The sequence below is a fragment of the Lutibacter sp. HS1-25 genome, assembly GCF_004121075.1.
Lineage (GTDB): Bacteria > Bacteroidota > Bacteroidia > Flavobacteriales > Flavobacteriaceae > Lutibacter.
The window spans coordinates 1-15,036 of sequence record NZ_RHLN01000013.1; the positions used below are offsets into that span (position 1 = coordinate 1).

General features: G+C 29.8%; 14 protein-coding genes and 1 other RNA gene. 9 read left to right on the forward strand and 6 right to left on the reverse strand.

Annotation, left to right across the window (positions count from 1 at the left end; all coding sequences use genetic code 11):
* Positions 1-1,184: 1,184 nt before the first annotated feature.
* Positions 1,185-1,283: signal recognition particle sRNA small type (ffs, locus tag EC396_RS06455), an RNA gene on the reverse strand.
* A 174-nt stretch (positions 1,284-1,457) separates the two neighbouring features.
* Between ffs and EC396_RS06460 the strand changes: the two genes are divergently transcribed.
* The 5 genes from EC396_RS06460 (at position 1,458) to EC396_RS06480 (ending at position 7,834) form a co-directional block, all read left to right on the forward strand.
* Positions 1,458-1,985, forward strand: coding sequence for a DUF4199 domain-containing protein (locus tag EC396_RS06460; protein WP_129365889.1), 528 nt, complete (start codon positions 1,458-1,460; stop codon positions 1,983-1,985).
* Between the two features lie 13 nt (positions 1,986-1,998).
* The gene (locus tag EC396_RS06465; protein ID WP_129365890.1) at positions 1,999-2,946 is read left to right on the forward strand and encodes a glycosyltransferase family 2 protein; all 948 of its coding nucleotides are present in this window, start codon (positions 1,999-2,001) and stop codon (positions 2,944-2,946) included.
* Positions 2,947-3,026: 80 nt separating this feature from the next.
* Entirely contained in the window at positions 3,027-4,739 is a 1,713-nt protein-coding gene (locus tag EC396_RS06470; RefSeq protein ID WP_129365891.1) for a phospho-sugar mutase, read from the forward strand.
* A gap of 29 nt (positions 4,740-4,768) precedes the next feature.
* Entirely contained in the window at positions 4,769-6,595 is a 1,827-nt protein-coding gene (locus EC396_RS06475; RefSeq protein WP_129365892.1) for an ABC transporter ATP-binding protein, read from the forward strand.
* A gap of 231 nt (positions 6,596-6,826) precedes the next feature.
* Complete coding sequence (locus EC396_RS06480; protein WP_129365893.1) at positions 6,827-7,834, forward strand: sugar kinase; 1,008 nt, start codon at positions 6,827-6,829, stop codon at positions 7,832-7,834.
* Positions 7,835-7,843: 9 nt separating this feature from the next.
* Here EC396_RS06480 and EC396_RS06485 read toward each other — a convergent pair whose 3' ends face one another.
* The 5 genes from EC396_RS06485 to EC396_RS06505 all read right to left on the reverse strand — a co-directional run bounded on the left by EC396_RS06485 (position 7,844) and on the right by EC396_RS06505 (position 12,662).
* Positions 7,844-9,268: a CCA tRNA nucleotidyltransferase gene (locus EC396_RS06485; RefSeq protein ID WP_129365894.1), complete on the reverse strand. Its 1,425-nt coding sequence runs from the start codon at positions 9,266-9,268 to the stop codon at positions 7,844-7,846.
* 3 nt (positions 9,269-9,271) lie between these two features.
* Positions 9,272-9,832 (reverse strand): L-threonylcarbamoyladenylate synthase, encoded by a 561-nt coding sequence (locus EC396_RS06490; RefSeq protein ID WP_129365895.1) that lies wholly within the window; start codon positions 9,830-9,832, stop codon positions 9,272-9,274.
* A gap of 13 nt (positions 9,833-9,845) precedes the next feature.
* Complete coding sequence (locus EC396_RS06495) at positions 9,846-10,817, reverse strand: Stealth CR1 domain-containing protein (protein ID WP_129365896.1); 972 nt, start codon at positions 10,815-10,817, stop codon at positions 9,846-9,848.
* Positions 10,818-10,825: 8 nt separating this feature from the next.
* Positions 10,826-11,692 (reverse strand): ATP-grasp fold amidoligase family protein, encoded by an 867-nt coding sequence (locus EC396_RS06500; protein ID WP_129365897.1) that lies wholly within the window; start codon positions 11,690-11,692, stop codon positions 10,826-10,828.
* Between the two features lie 154 nt (positions 11,693-11,846).
* Positions 11,847-12,662: a 2,3,4,5-tetrahydropyridine-2,6-dicarboxylate N-succinyltransferase gene (locus EC396_RS06505; RefSeq protein WP_129365960.1), complete on the reverse strand. Its 816-nt coding sequence runs from the start codon at positions 12,660-12,662 to the stop codon at positions 11,847-11,849.
* Between the two features lie 100 nt (positions 12,663-12,762).
* Between EC396_RS06505 and ruvX the strand changes: the two genes are divergently transcribed.
* The 4 genes from ruvX to mazG are packed head-to-tail and all read left to right on the forward strand — an operon-like array spanning position 12,763 to position 15,023.
* Positions 12,763-13,173: a Holliday junction resolvase RuvX gene (gene ruvX / locus EC396_RS06510; RefSeq protein ID WP_129365898.1), complete on the forward strand. Its 411-nt coding sequence runs from the start codon at positions 12,763-12,765 to the stop codon at positions 13,171-13,173.
* Between the two features lie 59 nt (positions 13,174-13,232).
* Entirely contained in the window at positions 13,233-13,820 is a 588-nt protein-coding gene (def, locus tag EC396_RS06515) for a peptide deformylase (RefSeq protein WP_129365899.1), read from the forward strand.
* 4 nt (positions 13,821-13,824) lie between these two features.
* Positions 13,825-14,244, forward strand: a complete 420-nt coding sequence (locus EC396_RS06520) for a DUF5606 domain-containing protein (RefSeq protein WP_129365900.1) — start codon at positions 13,825-13,827, stop codon at positions 14,242-14,244.
* The gene (gene mazG, locus EC396_RS06525) at positions 14,244-15,023 is read left to right on the forward strand and encodes a nucleoside triphosphate pyrophosphohydrolase (protein ID WP_129365901.1); all 780 of its coding nucleotides are present in this window, start codon (positions 14,244-14,246) and stop codon (positions 15,021-15,023) included. The genes EC396_RS06520 and mazG overlap by 1 nt, the downstream gene beginning before the upstream one ends.
* The last annotated feature ends 13 nt before the right edge of the window (positions 15,024-15,036 follow it).

Genomic DNA, 15,036 nt, shown 5'->3' on the forward strand with positions numbered 1-15,036 from the left:
TCACCAACACATTTTCCGATTCCTGAAGAACCCCCAGTAATTAATACGACTTTATTATTCATTGAAAATTATAAGATTAAAAATATTGAAATATTAGTTAGAAGTCAAAAATAAGGTATTCTTTAAAAAACAGAAAGATTAAAAGATTTATTTGAAATAAAAACGAAGAGATTTAAAAAAGTCCTTTCCTTAGGAAAGGATTTAGGATAGGAAAAATTCACCAACACATTTTCCGATTCCTGAAGAACCCCCAGTAATTAATACGACTTTATTATTCATTGAAAATTATAAGATTAAAAATATTGAAATATTAGTTAGAAGTCAAAAATAAGGTATTCTTTAAAAAACAGAAAGATTAAAAGATTTATTTGAAATAAAAACGAAGAGATTTAAAAAAGTCCTTTCCTTAGGAAAGGATTTAGGATAGGAAAAATTCACCAACACATTTTCCGATTCCTGAAGAACCCCCAGTAATTAATACGACTTTATTATTCATTGAAAATTATAAGATTAAAAATATTGAAATATTAGTTAGAAGTCAAAAATAAGGTATTCTTTAAAAAACAGAAAGATTAAAAGATTTATTTGAAATAAAAACGAAGAGATTTAAAAAAGTCCTTTCCTTAGGAAAGGATTTAGGATAGGAAAAATTCACCAACACATTTTCCGATTCCTGAAGAACCCCCAGTAATTAATACGACTTTATTATTCATTGAAAATTATAAGATTAAAAATATTGAAATATTAGTTAGAAGTCAAAAATAAGGTATTCTTTAAAAAACAGAAAGATTAAAAGATTTATTTGAAATAAAAACGAAGAGATTTAAAAAAGTCCTTTCCTTAGGAAAGGATTTAGGATAGGAAAAATTCACCAACACATTTTCCGATTCCTGAAGAACCCCCAGTAATTAATACGACTTTATTATTCATTGAAAATTATAAGATTAAAAATATTGAAATATTAGTTAGAAGTCAAAAATAAGGTATTCTTTAAAAAACAGAAAGATTAAAAGATTAAAAGATTTATTTGAAATAAAAAAGAAGAGATTTAAAAAAGTCCTTTCCTTAGGAAAGGATTTAGGATAGGAAAAATAATAAGATTATAAAGTTAATGGGAAGTAAAAACTTTTAACAGTAATTTTTATAAATTTAATTTTGAAAAAGACTTAACAAAAGAGCATAAAAAAAGGCAAGCTACCTACATCACACCGCTACGACCAATTACCTTTGCTGCGTTCCCGCCCTGGAGGATTCAAAGGGAGCTGGTTGTGTAGGACTTGCCCGCGGCAAATTTACAATCATTTTTAGGAAAAACAACCTTTTTTTTTATAAATTTATGTAACTTTTATAAACCGCTGCTTACTAATAAATTAGTAAAAATTAAAAATTAATCTTAACATTTAACATCGTGTACTAAAAGTGTATTTAGTATATTTGTTACTTTAAAAAACTTAATTATGGAAAATCAACAATCATCATCTAAACAAGTAATGCTTAACTATGGTTTAATTTTAGGTATTATATCTGTTTTAATTACAGTTGCAAATTATGCTTTTGGAAATGTTTATGAGCCTCATTGGGGTGTTTCTGTTGCATCAGGAATTGGTACTGTAGCAGTAATTGTTTTAGGACTTAAAGCAATTAAAACTAATAACGGAGGATTTTTAAGCTTAGGTGAATCTCTTAAAACCGGGTTAGGTATTGCCCTAATTTCTGGTTTGGTTTTTTTGATTTATTTTTATGTATTTGTAAACTTTATTGAAGCAGATTATTTTACAAATATGGCTTCATATCAAGAGGCTAAGATGATTGAAATGTATCCAAATATGTCTGATGAAGATTTAGAAAATGCGATAGAAATGTCTAAAAAATTCTCTGGCTTTGGAATGACTTCAGCAATTATACTAATTATGAGCTTATTCTTTGGTTTTGTGGTTTCATTAATTGCAGGTTTAATTATGAAAAAAACAGAAGAAGTAGATTAATACCAATTTATAAATGAATATATCAGTAGTCATTCCACTACTTAACGAAGACGAATCTTTAAACGAATTATACGATTGGATTGTAAAAGTTATGCAATCCAATCGTTATTCTTATGAAATACTTTTTATTGATGATGGCAGTACCGATAACTCGTGGAAAGTTATTGAAAGTCTTTCAAAAAAAGATTCAAATGTAAAAGGAATTCGGTTTCAACGTAATTATGGAAAATCACAGGCTTTAAATGCTGGATTTAAAAAAGTAAAAGGCGATGTAGTAATTACTATGGATGCCGATTTACAAGACAGTCCCGATGAAATTCCTGAATTGTATAACCTTATTGTAAATGAAGGTTTCGACTTAATTTCGGGCTGGAAAAAAAAGCGATACGATTCTAAAATTCGAAAAAATATTCCATCAAAATTATTCAATGCTGCAGCTCGAAAAACCTCAGGTTTAAAATTACACGATTTTAATTGTGGATTAAAAGCTTATAAAAATGAAGTTGTAAAAAGTGTTGATGTTCGTGGCGAAATGCACAGATATATTCCTGTATTGGCTAAAAATGCAGGTTTTAATAAAATTGATGAAAAAATAGTTGAACACCAAGCCCGTAAATACGGTGTTACCAAATTTGGAATCGATCGTTTTATCAACGGTTTTTTAGATTTAATCACCATTTGGTTTTTATCAAAATTTGGAAAAAGACCAATGCATTTATTTGGCTTATTAGGAACTGTAATGTTTGTAATAGGATTTTTATTTGCCTTTTATTTAGGAATTGATAAGTTATTTTTTAACCCAGCAGGGCGTTTAATAACTGAAAGACCTCATTTTTATATTTCGCTTATAACTATGGTAATTGGAACGCAATTCTTTTTAGCAGGATTTTTAGGCGAAATCATTTTAAGAACAAAATCAAAAGAAAAACGATATTCAATTTCAAAAAAAATAAATTTATAACGTTTTAGTTAAAAGGTTTAATTTTATTCATTAAATAACCGTCAATAATATTATTTTTGTAATTATCAAAATTAAAAAACATGAGTATTTTAGAGAAAGCACAATTATGGTTGTCAGATACATTTGATACTGCAACACAACAAGAAATTCAACATTTAATTGACACAGATACTACCCAACTAACCGATCGTTTTTACCAAGATTTAGAATTTGGAACAGGTGGAATGCGTGGTGTTATGGGTGCAGGAACCAACCGTATCAACAAATATACTTTAGGTAGAGCAACACAAGGTTTGGCTAATTACTTAAATCAAACTTTTCCAAATAAACAATTAAAAGTTGCTATTGCTTTTGACTGTCGCCATAACAGTAAATCATTTGCAAAAATTGTTGCCAATGTGCTTTCAGCAAGTAATATCAAAGTTTATTTATTTGAAGATTTACGTGCTACTCCAGAGCTTTCATTTGCTGTAAAATACTTAGGTTGCGACGCTGGTATTGTTTTAACTGCCTCTCACAATCCACCAGAATATAACGGTTATAAAGTGTATTGGAATGATGGTGGGCAAATTGTACCACCTCAAGATGGCGAAATTATCAACGAAGTTGTAAATTTAGATTTTGCTGATATCAATTTCAATGCAAATGAAGATTTAATTGAAGTTATTGGAGAAAAAGTTGACAATGCATTTATTGATGCTTCTGTAAAAAACGGAACTTTCAATACAACTGGAAAAGACAATTTAAAAATTGTTTTCACTTCATTACACGGTACTTCAATAACTGTTATTCCAGAAACATTAAAAAGAGCTGGTTATAATGATGTTCATATTGTTGAAGAACAACGTGAGCCAAATGGTGATTTTCCAACAGTAAAATCTCCAAATCCTGAAGAACCTGCAGCATTAAAAATGGCTACAGAATTGGCAGATAAAATTGGCGCTGATATTTTAATTGGAACAGATCCTGATTGTGATAGATTAGGTATTGCGGTTAGAGATTTAGATGGCAATATGAAATTGTTAAACGGTAACCAAACTATGTGTTTAATGACCAATTTCTTAATTAAAAAATGGAAAGATGCTGGTAAATTAAACGGAAAACAATTTGTTGGTTCTACCATTGTTTCTACCAATTTGGTAAATGAAATTGCAGCAAGCTATGGCGTTGAAACTAAAGTTGGTTTAACTGGTTTTAAATGGATTGCTAAAATGGTTCGCGAAGCCGAAGGTAAACAAGATTTTATTGGTGGTGGCGAAGAAAGTTTTGGATATATGGTAGGTGATTTTGTACGCGATAAAGATGCTGTAACTGCAACACTTTTAGCTTGTGAAATTGCTGCTGATGCAAAAGCAAAAGGAAGTTCTATGTATCAAGAATTATTACAAATTTATGTAGATAATAGTTTGTATAAAGAACATTTAATTTCTTTGGTTAAAAAAGGTATGGATGGTGCTGAGCAAATCAAACAAATGATGGTTGACTTACGTCAAAATCCTGTAACTAAATTAGATGGTTCTTTAGTTATTTATGTTTATGATTATGATGCTTCAACAAAAACAAATTTAATTACAAAAACTGTTGAAAACATTGATATACCAAAATCAAACGTATTAATTTACGAAACTGTTGATGGTACAAAAGTGGCTGCAAGACCTAGTGGTACAGAGCCAAAAATTAAATTTTACTTTAGTGTTCGTGGTAAATTAGACACTATTGAAAATGCTAAAAAAGCAGAAGCAGCATTAGATTCAAAAATTCAACGTATTATTGAAGAAATGCAATTGAAGTAAAATTAAAACTTCTGTGATTATAAAAAAATATGAAATACTTTAAACAAATTTTAGTATATGCAAAACCGTATAAAGTATACGGTTTTTTTAACATTATTAGTAACATTTTCTATGCCTTATTTGGCACTTTAGCATTTGTTTCATTAATGCCTATGCTAAAAGTACTTTTTAAAAGTGCCGACCCAATTAATACGCCTCCAACTTATAATGGCATTTCAAAATTGGGCGATTATATTGAGAATTCAATCAATTATTTTATTACACAAAAAGTAAATAATGAAGGTGAATTAAAAGCTTTGTTATTTATGATTGTAATTATCATAAGCACTTTTTTATTGAAGAATATTTTTGGCTATTTAGCTATGTATTTCATTACTTTTTTAAGAAATGGTGTTTTAAAAGATGTTAGAAATGATTTGTATGAAAAAACAGTTGATCTACCACTAGCCTACTTTTCAGAAAAAAGAAAAGGTGATATTATTGCCCGTATTTCAACTGATGTTTTAGAAATACAACATTCGTTTTTATCTATTTTAGAATTAATTGTTAGAGAACCTTTAACCATTATTTTTACTGTAGTTGCAATGCTGGCTTTAAGTCCGCAATTGACTTTATTTGTATTTATATTTATTCCTATTGCAGGTTTTGTAATTTCATTGGTTGGGAAATCATTGAAAAAAAAATCAGACAGTGTTCAAAGAGAACAAGGTCAGTTTTTATCAATTGTTGAAGAAACTTTGGGAGGTTTACGTGTTATAAAAGGATTTAATGCTGAAGGGTATTTCAATCAAAAATTTCAAGACTCAACTTCAAGATTTTATCATTTTTCAAACAAATTGCTAAATCGTCAAAATCTTGCTTCACCTTTAAGTGAATTTTTAGGAATTGGTGTTATTGCCATTTTATTATGGTATGGAGGCTCATTGGTATTGGTTGACAAAACATTAGCTCCCGATGCTTTTATTGTTTATATGGGACTGGCATACAATATTTTAACACCTGCAAAAGCAATTTCTAAAGCTGTTTACGGTGTTAAAAAAGGAGATGCTGCAGCAGAACGTGTATTGGAAATTTTAAACACCAAATCACCTTTGGCAGACAAAGCAAATGCAACCGTAAAACAAAATGGTTTTACATCAAGTATTACCTTAGAAAATGTTTCTTTTAAATATGAAGATGAATACGTTCTTAAAAACTTTTCATTGGAAATTCCTAAAGGAAAAACAGTTGCTTTTGTTGGTCAGTCTGGTAGTGGAAAATCTACAATAGCCAATTTATTAACTCGTTTTTATGATGTAAATGAAGGTAGTATCAAAATTGATGGCATTGATATTAGAGACATTACAAAAAAATCTCTAAGAGATTTACAGGGGCTTGTTTCACAAGATTCTATTTTATTTAACGACACTATAAAAAATAATATTTTACTAGGTGTAAATGGTAAAACTGATGATGAAATAATTGCTGCTGCAAAAATTGCAAATGCGCACGAGTTTATCAAAGACTTACCAAAAGGTTACAATACAAATATTGGAGATAGTGGTAATAAATTATCTGGCGGACAAAAACAACGTTTAAGTATTGCGCGTGCTGTACTAAAAAATCCTCCAATTATGATTTTAGATGAAGCAACTTCAGCTTTAGATACAGAATCTGAAAGATTGGTTCAGGATGCTTTGGAAAAAATGATGCAAAACAGAACGTCTGTTGTAATAGCTCACAGACTTTCAACTATTCAAAAAGCAGATTTAATTGTAGTACTTCAAAAAGGTAAAATTATAGAACAAGGAACTCATAATGAACTAATTGAAAACAACGATATGTATAAAAAATTAGTTGAAATGCAAACGATTTAGTTAATTACGAATTATCAATTACAAATTATTAATTACGAATTATTAATTGCGAATTATCAATTACGAATTACGAGTTATCAATTACGAATTATCAATTACGTATTACGAGTTATTAATTTTTTATTACAAATTTCAAATATTCCTTATTAAAAATTCATTTTTAAATATTCATTGTTAAATATTGGCTAATAAAATATCAATTAGTATTTTTACCAAAAATATTAGATCAATATGAGTCAAATTATAACTTTTGGAGAAGTTTTAATGCGTTTATCGCCCGAAGGAAACAAAAAATTTATACAAGCCAATTTATTAGAATTTTATTTTGGAGGTACCGAAGTAAATGTTGGAATATCTATTGCCAATTTTGGTGGAGATGTTAAACATATAAGTTGTATTTCTAACGATTTTGTTGGTGATACAGCAATTTCATATTTACGTAAATTTGGTGTTGATACTTCTGCAATTGTTCGCTCTAGCCGTCCGTTAGGTGTTTATTTTTTAGAAGTTGGAGCGGTAATGCGCCCAAGTACAATATCTTATAATAGATCTCATTCATCATTTTCAGAAATAAAACCTTCAATGGTAGATTGGGAAAAATCTTTAGAAGGTGGAGAATGGTTTCATTGGACAGGAATAACACCTGCGTTATGCAAAGGTGGTTACGAAACCCTAAAAGAAGGCCTTATTTTAGCTCGTAAACAAGGAATGACAGTATCTGCTGATCCAACTTACCGAAAAGGATTGTGGCAATATGGCGAAAATGCCAAAGATGTTTTAAATGATTTACTACAATATTCAACTATTTTTATAGGCGGAATTGATGAAATAAACGAAGCTTTAGGTACTAGTTTTGGTTATTCTAATGAAGAATTTATTGAAGCTTGTAAACAGTTAATGATTGCATTCCCTTCTATAGAAAAAGTATTTGATAAAATTAGAACCGCTGTAAACTCTTCGTGGAACAGAATTAGAGCTAGAATGTGGAATGGTATAGAATTTAGAGAAACAGCCGATTTAGATATTACGCATATTATTGATAGAATTGGAACTGGTGATGCTTTTGCTGCAGGATTGATTTATGGACTACAACATTACGACGATGACTTTAAATCTATGGAATTTGCAAGTGCTTCAAGTGCTTTAAAACACACTTATGAAGGTGATGTTAACTTTTCTAGTGTTAATGAAGTTTTAGGCATTTTAGAAGGAAATACTACTGGACGATTTAATAGGTAACCTATTAAATCAGTCCTTTTTTAATCCTAATTTTTGGGCTCTTTTTAGCATAAAAGCATAGGCTTCATCATAGTCATTTGCAATTTCGCCTTCTAAGATAGCTTCTTTTATGGCATCTTTAATTTGACCAATTTCACGACAAGGTTGTAAATTAAATGTTTCCATAATTAATTCTCCAGAAATTGGTGGTTGAAAATTACGAACGTGGTCACGCTCTTCAACTTCTTTAATTTTTTGACGAACAATTTGAAAATTATGATGATAATTTTTAAACTTTTTAGGGTTTTTGGTCGTAATATCTGCTTCACATAAGGTCATTAAACTCTCAATATCTTCACCTGTATCAAAAATTAAACGCCTAACTGCAGAGTCTGTTACATCTGAAGCCAATACAATTGGTCTTGAACTTAAAAATACCATTTTTTGAACAAACTTCATTTTTTCATTCAAAGGCATTCTCATTCTTTTAAACAATTTGTAAACCATTTTAGAACCTACAAATTCGTGTGCGTGAAAGGTCCAACCAATATTTTTATCAAACTTTTTTGTAGGTGCTTTACCAATATCGTGCAATAATGCAGCCCAACGTAACCACAAATCATCTGTATTTTGGGCAATATTATCAACAACTTCTAAAGTATGGTAAAAGTTATCTTTATGCTTCTGCCCTTCTAACTCTTCAACACCTTGTAAGGCTGTTAATTCTGGTAAAAATCGGGATAATAAATTGGTTTGATGTAATAATAAAAAACCAACCGAAGGCACTGGAGATAACATTATTTTATTCAATTCATCAACAATACGTTCACGAGTAATAATATCTATTCGCGCTGCATTTTTAGTAATTGCGTCAAAAGATTGCTTTTCAATGGTAAAATTTAATTGAGAAGCAAACCTAATGGCGCGCATCATACGCAAAGGATCATCAGAATAAGTAATATCTGGATCTAAAGGCGTTCTAATAATTTTAGCTTCCAAATCTGCTATTCCTTCAAAAGGATCTAGCAAAGCGCCATAATTATGAGTATTTAAACTTAAAGCCAAAGCATTGATGGTAAAATCACGCCTGTTTTGATCGTCTTGTAAAGTTCCGCCTTCAACAATAGGATTGCGACTGGTTTCGTTATACGACTCTTTTCTTGCCCCTACAAACTCAATTTCAATATCTTCAAAACGCAACATTGCAGTACCATAAGTTTTAAAAACCTGAACTTTTGTTTTGTTTGGCAATAATTTAGCAACCTCATTTGCCAAATCTATACCACTTCCAACAGCAACAACATCAATGTCTTTTGAAGTTCCTCTTTTTAAAAAATAATCACGCACATAACCTCCAATTACATAGGTTTCAACCTGTAAATTATTAGCTGCTTGTGAAATATAATTGAATATTGGATGCGTTAAAGCATCTTTGTAAAGTTTGTTTTTTGGCATATTTTAACTGCGAAGCACTATTAATTCTCCATTTTCAGCGACTTTTAAAATAGTAGACGACTTTTCATTTATTGCTTCGCGTTGCAAATTTACAACATAGTCTACGCTATCCAAAATAGCTTGGCTAATTTCTTTAAAACTTTTAGGCGTTTCGTCTCCACTTATATTTGCTGAAGTAGAAACAATGGGTTTTCCAAAAGTTGAAATTAACTGTTTACAAAAGTCGTTTTCAGGAATTCTAATAGCTACTGTATTGTCGTTTGCAACTACATTTTTTGCCAATCCAACCGGATTGTTATAAATAATTGAAGTAGGCTTTGTAGTGTTTTTTAAAATTTCTAAAGCACTTTTTGGAATTTCAGGAATGTATTGTTGCAACATTTCTAAACTGGCTACCAAAATAATAAGACTTTTACTTTCTGATCGCTGTTTAATTTTAAAAACTTTATTTACTGCTGCTTCACAAGTAGCATCACATCCAATACCCCAAACAGTGTCTGTTGGGTATAAAATTACTTTTTGTTGCAGTAAATGTGTTAACGACAAATCAATTTCAGATTTCATTTAAAAAAATATATTAATGTTGAAACTTTTCATTTAACCAGTACAAAATATGTTTTAACTTATCTTTTGGACATTGGTCTAAGCTTTGCAAACATAAAAATAATTTATTTTTATTAGTAGTTGATTTTAAAACTTGCATATACCATGACAATGGCTTTTTATAAGATTGAATGTACACCATTTGATAATCGCTTTTTAAAACACAGGTTTTATTTTTAATTTCAATATGATTTGCCAATCCTTGTGGGGTAAATTGATTTGCACTTCTAAACCTATACTTTAAATTTTCTAATTCAATATTTTTATGTGCACTGAAAAAATTCTCAAACGTAGATTTTCTAAGAGGATAAGGCGTATGATGAAATTTATAATATTTTTTAAAACCAACAATTGATGCCCCTAGTTGCTGCGCAATTTTGTGTCCAGCCTTTTTAACTTCTTTTTTCTTTAGAAATATTTTTTTAATTTTTTTATAAAATAAATCGTCATCAAACTTTAACCATTTGCCTCTTAACACAGGAAACTCATCGATAAAAAAATCGGTAGGATTTGTTTTATTTACTAAAAACATATCGTCGTTAAAATACACAAAATGCTCAGCCAAATCAGGGATTTTATACAATTGTGTTTCAATTGGTCTACAATTAAAAGTAGGTAAAAAAGCTTCATAGCCTTTAAAAATAGTTGAATGATCTACAATAATTACCTTTTTATACAAATGTTTTGTACTATCATTATTTAAAAATGAAGGAGTTTGATTGTCTGTAACAATAAAAATATTTCTTATAAAAGATGCGTTTTTTAAAATAGAATCGACTGTAAATTTTATTTCTTCAACTTGATCAAATCGAGTTCTAAAATTTTTGCAAGTTCCTTCTTCATCTGAAATATATGGCGCCATTTTTTTAATATGATTTTCATCTTCACCATCAACCCAAGAAATTACAGCATCAATAGGTTTTGTTATATTAATATTTTCTACCATTTTTGAAATTAATAAACTGTGATTTCATTTTCATTTTCAGGAATTTTTGGCAATACAATTAAATCTCCAATTGATTTATTGTATTCATTTGGAATAAAATCTTTTCTTCCATCTGAAGGATAAAAAGTCATTTCACCAAAAACAGCTTTCCCATCTATCGAATAAAAATCTACTCTTACAAAAGGAAAAGAACCTGCTAACTTTTCAGACAACACCTTCATCTCATCTAAATTAGATGGCTTTTCAACAACACTATCAATACTTTTTTCTATTGAAACATATCTAAAAGGCAACCTTTCAAAATTTAGATCAAAAAAACCTCTTTTATGGTTATTTGCTCTATCCAAATGAACTTCAATAAAACTAGCTTTACCTTCAAAACAATAAAATTTATAATCTATTAATGAGCCTTGCCCAGCTTCTTTCAAATATTTTTCGGCAATCAATCTTGGTTTTACATCTTTATAAGCCCATTCCTGACCAGTTCTAAAATATTGATTTCTGTTTAGCCATTTTTTAAATAGTTTACGTGCTTTTGTTTCAACCAATTTGGTTTTATCACTAACTATCAAATTATAACTACTTGCATGTGTTGCTTTAATTACAAATTGATTTGGTAACTTATCAAAATCTACTTCATTTTCACTTTCATATACACCATATGCTTCATTTAAATATTGAGCACCAATTTTTTCTTCAACATAAGCCCTAACCGCGTATTTATCAACCAATTGATTTAAAATTTTAGGATGATAATAAACTTTAAGCCACTGTATTTTTTGATTAAACTCTGTCGGATTATTTAAATTTAGTTTTTTACCTGTATAATATTCATATAAATAACCAGCATAATCTTTAGGCGGTAAAAATGTCATTTTTTTTAACCACTTTAATTTAAATTTACGAAGATTTGAAAGCATATACGATTTATTTTGGTCAAAGATAAAAATAGTTTAATGTAATCTTAATTCTATAAATAAAAAAAGCTGATAAAGATTTATCAGCTTTTTCATTAATTTTTTTAAATTTTTAAACAGCTACATTGTTTTCACGTAGCGCATCATTTAACGATGTTTTTTTATCGGTACTTTCTTTACGTTTACCAATAATCATTGCACAAGGAACATAAAATTCTCCTGCCGGAAATACTTTTTTGTAACTACCAGGAATCACAACCGAACGAGACGGAACTACACCTTTATATTCAACAGGTTTATCACCAGTAACATCAATAATTTTAGTACTCATAGTCAATACTACGTTTGCGCCTAAAACCGCTTCTTTTTCAACACGTACACCTTCAACAACAATACAACGTGAACCAACAAAAACATTGTCTTCAATAATTACAGGAGCCGCTTGCAAAGGTTCTAAAACACCACCAATACCTACACCGCCACTTAAATGTACATTTTTACCAATTTGAGCACAACTACCAACAGTTGCCCAAGTGTCTACCATGGTACCTTCATCTACATATGCCCCAATATTTACATAACTTGGCATTAAAATAGTACCTGCAGAAATATATGCTCCGTAACGTGCAACTGCATGTGGCACAACACGAATACCTTTTTCTTTATAACCTGTTTTTAACGGAATTTTATCGTGGTACTCAAAAATACCAACTTCCATTGTTTCCATTTTTTGAATAGGAAAATACATTACAACTGCTTTTTTTACCCATTCGTTTACTTGCCAACCACCTTCAATAGGTTCTGCAACACGTAACTTTCCACTATCTAACATTCCAACTACTTCACGAATGGTTTGTTGCGTATTTTCTTCTTGTAAAAGCGCTCTGTTTTCCCAGGCTTTTTCAATAATTTCTCTAATTGCTTCCATACTCATTTAAAAATTCTTTAATAATGCAAATATAAAACTTAAAACCATAATTCATCTAAAATGCCTAAATTTGCACAACTTTATTAATAATGTTAACAATTTGGCACGCATATTAGCTTTAGATTACGGAACAATTAGAACAGGAATTGCTGTTACAGACGAATTGCAAATTATTGCATCTGGACTAACAACTGTTGAAACTAAAAAGATTTTTTCATTTTTAATGGATTATCTAAAAAATGAAAAAGTTGAATTGTTTGTTATTGGTGAGCCTAAACAAATGAACAATAAAGCAAGTGAAAGTGAGCAATTTATAAAACCTTTTATTGAAAAACTACAACTTACTTTTCCCAAAATACCTGTTGTTAGAGTTGATGAGCGCTTTACGTCTAAAATGGCTTTTCAAAGCATGATTGATAGCGGTTTGAAAAAAAAACAACGACAAAACAAAGCTTTGATTGATGAAATTAGCGCTACTATTATTTTACAATCGTATTTACAGCAGAAATAAATACCCATATTTTAGTTTCCACTAATTATTTTGTACTTTTGCAATCCAAAAAAAATAATATGATTTTACCAATTATAGCATATGGTGATCCTGTTTTAAGAAAAGTAGGTGTTGATATAGATAAACAATACCCAAACCTTGATCAATTAATTGAAAACATGAAAGAAACCATGTTTAATGCACAAGGTGTTGGATTGGCTGCTCCACAAATTGGATTGGCTATTAGACTTTTTATTGTTGATGCATCGCCTTTTGGTGAAGATGATGATTTAGATGATGATGAACGTGCTTTTTTAGGTGGATTTAAAAAAATATTTATCAATCCTAAAATTTTAAAAGAAGAAGGTGAAGAGTGGGCTTTTAGTGAAGGTTGCCTTAGTATACCAGATATTAGAGAAGATGTTTTTAGATCTGAAAAAATTACCATCGAATATTTAGATGAAAACTTTGAAAAACATACTGATGTTTTAGATGGTTTAGCAGCAAGAGTTGTACAACACGAATACGATCATATTGAAGGAATTTTATTTACAGATAAAATCTCTTCATTAAAAAAACGATTAATTAAAAAGAAATTAGAAAATATTTCAAAGGGAATTGTAAAAGCTGATTACAGAATGAAATTTCCTTCATTAAAAAGAAGATAAAAATATGGAATTAAAAGATATTGTAGCAATCAACGGTAAACCAGGATTGTTTGAAATTAAAGCACAATCTAAAGGTGGTATTATTGTAGAATCATTGTTAGATGGAAAAAAAGTGCCTGTTACTGCAACCCATAACATTAGTGCTTTAAACGAAATTGCAATTTATACCTACGAAGAAGAAGTTCCGTTGAGAACTATTTTTAAAACAATTGGTGAAAAAGAAAATGGCGCGGTTGCCATTAGCCCAAAAGAAAGCGAAAAAGTTTTAACTTCTTATTTTCGTGAAATTTTACCAAATTTTGATGAAGAACGTGTTTACACTTCAAACATAAAAAAGGTATTACAATGGTATAACTTATTGGCTTCAAAAAACTTTGATTTTACTGCTATTGTAGAAACAGAAGAAGAAACAGAAGAAGCATAATGAATACTAGAGAACAGCAACTGCAAGCATTTGGTCGATTATTAGACGTTATGGATGAGTTGCGTTCTAAATGTCCGTGGGATCAAAAACAAACGTTTCAATCTCTAAGGCATTTAACCATTGAAGAAACGTATGAATTAGGTGACGCCATTCTTAATAACGATTTTGAAGAAATCAAAAAAGAATTAGGAGACCTACTACTTCATATTGTTTTTTATGCAAAAATTGGTTCTGAAACCAACAGTTTTGACATTGGAGATGTTACCACAGCTATTACTGAAAAATTAATTTACCGTCATCCTCATATTTATGGGGATGTACAGGTAAAAGATGAAGAAGAAGTAAAACAAAACTGGGAAAAACTCAAATTAAAAGAAGGAAAAACATCGGTTTTAGAAGGTGTTCCAAAAGGTTTACCAGCTATGGTAAAAGCCAATAGAATTCAAGATAAAGTTGCTGGCGTAGGTTTTGACTGGGAAAAACCTGAGCAGGTTTGGGAAAAAGTTCAGGAAGAATTAAGTGAGTTAAATACTGAAATTGAAAAAGGAAATACCGCTAAAATAGAAGCCGAATTTGGCGATGTTTTATTTTCTATGATCAATTATGCGCGTTTTATTAAAGTTGATCCCGAAAATGCTTTGGAACGTACCAATAAAAAATTCATCAACCGTTTTCAGTATTTAGAAGCCGAAGCTAATAAAGTTGGAAAATCACTTCAAAATATGTCTTTAGAAGAAATGGATGTATTTTGGAATGCTTCTAAAAAGTTTTACAAATAATCTTTAACTTAGC

Excerpts from the sequence above, each read along its gene's own strand:
- EC396_RS06460 (WP_129365889.1), top strand. The coding sequence starts at position 1,458 with ATGGAAAATCAACAATCATCATCTAAACAAGTAATGCTTAACTATGGT.
- EC396_RS06465 (WP_129365890.1), top strand. The coding sequence starts at position 1,999 with ATGAATATATCAGTAGTCATTCCACTACTTAACGAAGACGAATCTTTA.
- EC396_RS06470 (WP_129365891.1), top strand. The coding sequence starts at position 3,027 with ATGAGTATTTTAGAGAAAGCACAATTATGGTTGTCAGATACATTTGAT.
- EC396_RS06475 (WP_129365892.1), top strand. The coding sequence starts at position 4,769 with ATGAAATACTTTAAACAAATTTTAGTATATGCAAAACCGTATAAAGTA.
- EC396_RS06480 (WP_129365893.1), top strand. The coding sequence starts at position 6,827 with ATGAGTCAAATTATAACTTTTGGAGAAGTTTTAATGCGTTTATCGCCC.
- EC396_RS06485 (WP_129365894.1), bottom strand. The coding sequence starts at position 9,268 with ATGCCAAAAAACAAACTTTACAAAGATGCTTTAACGCATCCAATATTC.
- EC396_RS06490 (WP_129365895.1), bottom strand. The coding sequence starts at position 9,832 with ATGAAATCTGAAATTGATTTGTCGTTAACACATTTACTGCAACAAAAA.
- EC396_RS06495 (WP_129365896.1), bottom strand. The coding sequence starts at position 10,817 with ATGGTAGAAAATATTAATATAACAAAACCTATTGATGCTGTAATTTCT.
- EC396_RS06500 (WP_129365897.1), bottom strand. The coding sequence starts at position 11,692 with ATGACATTTTTACCGCCTAAAGATTATGCTGGTTATTTATATGAATAT.
- EC396_RS06505 (WP_129365960.1), bottom strand. The coding sequence starts at position 12,662 with ATGGAAGCAATTAGAGAAATTATTGAAAAAGCCTGGGAAAACAGAGCG.
- def (WP_129365899.1), top strand. The coding sequence starts at position 13,233 with ATGATTTTACCAATTATAGCATATGGTGATCCTGTTTTAAGAAAAGTA.
- EC396_RS06520 (WP_129365900.1), top strand. The coding sequence starts at position 13,825 with ATGGAATTAAAAGATATTGTAGCAATCAACGGTAAACCAGGATTGTTT.
- mazG (WP_129365901.1), top strand. The coding sequence starts at position 14,244 with ATGAATACTAGAGAACAGCAACTGCAAGCATTTGGTCGATTATTAGAC.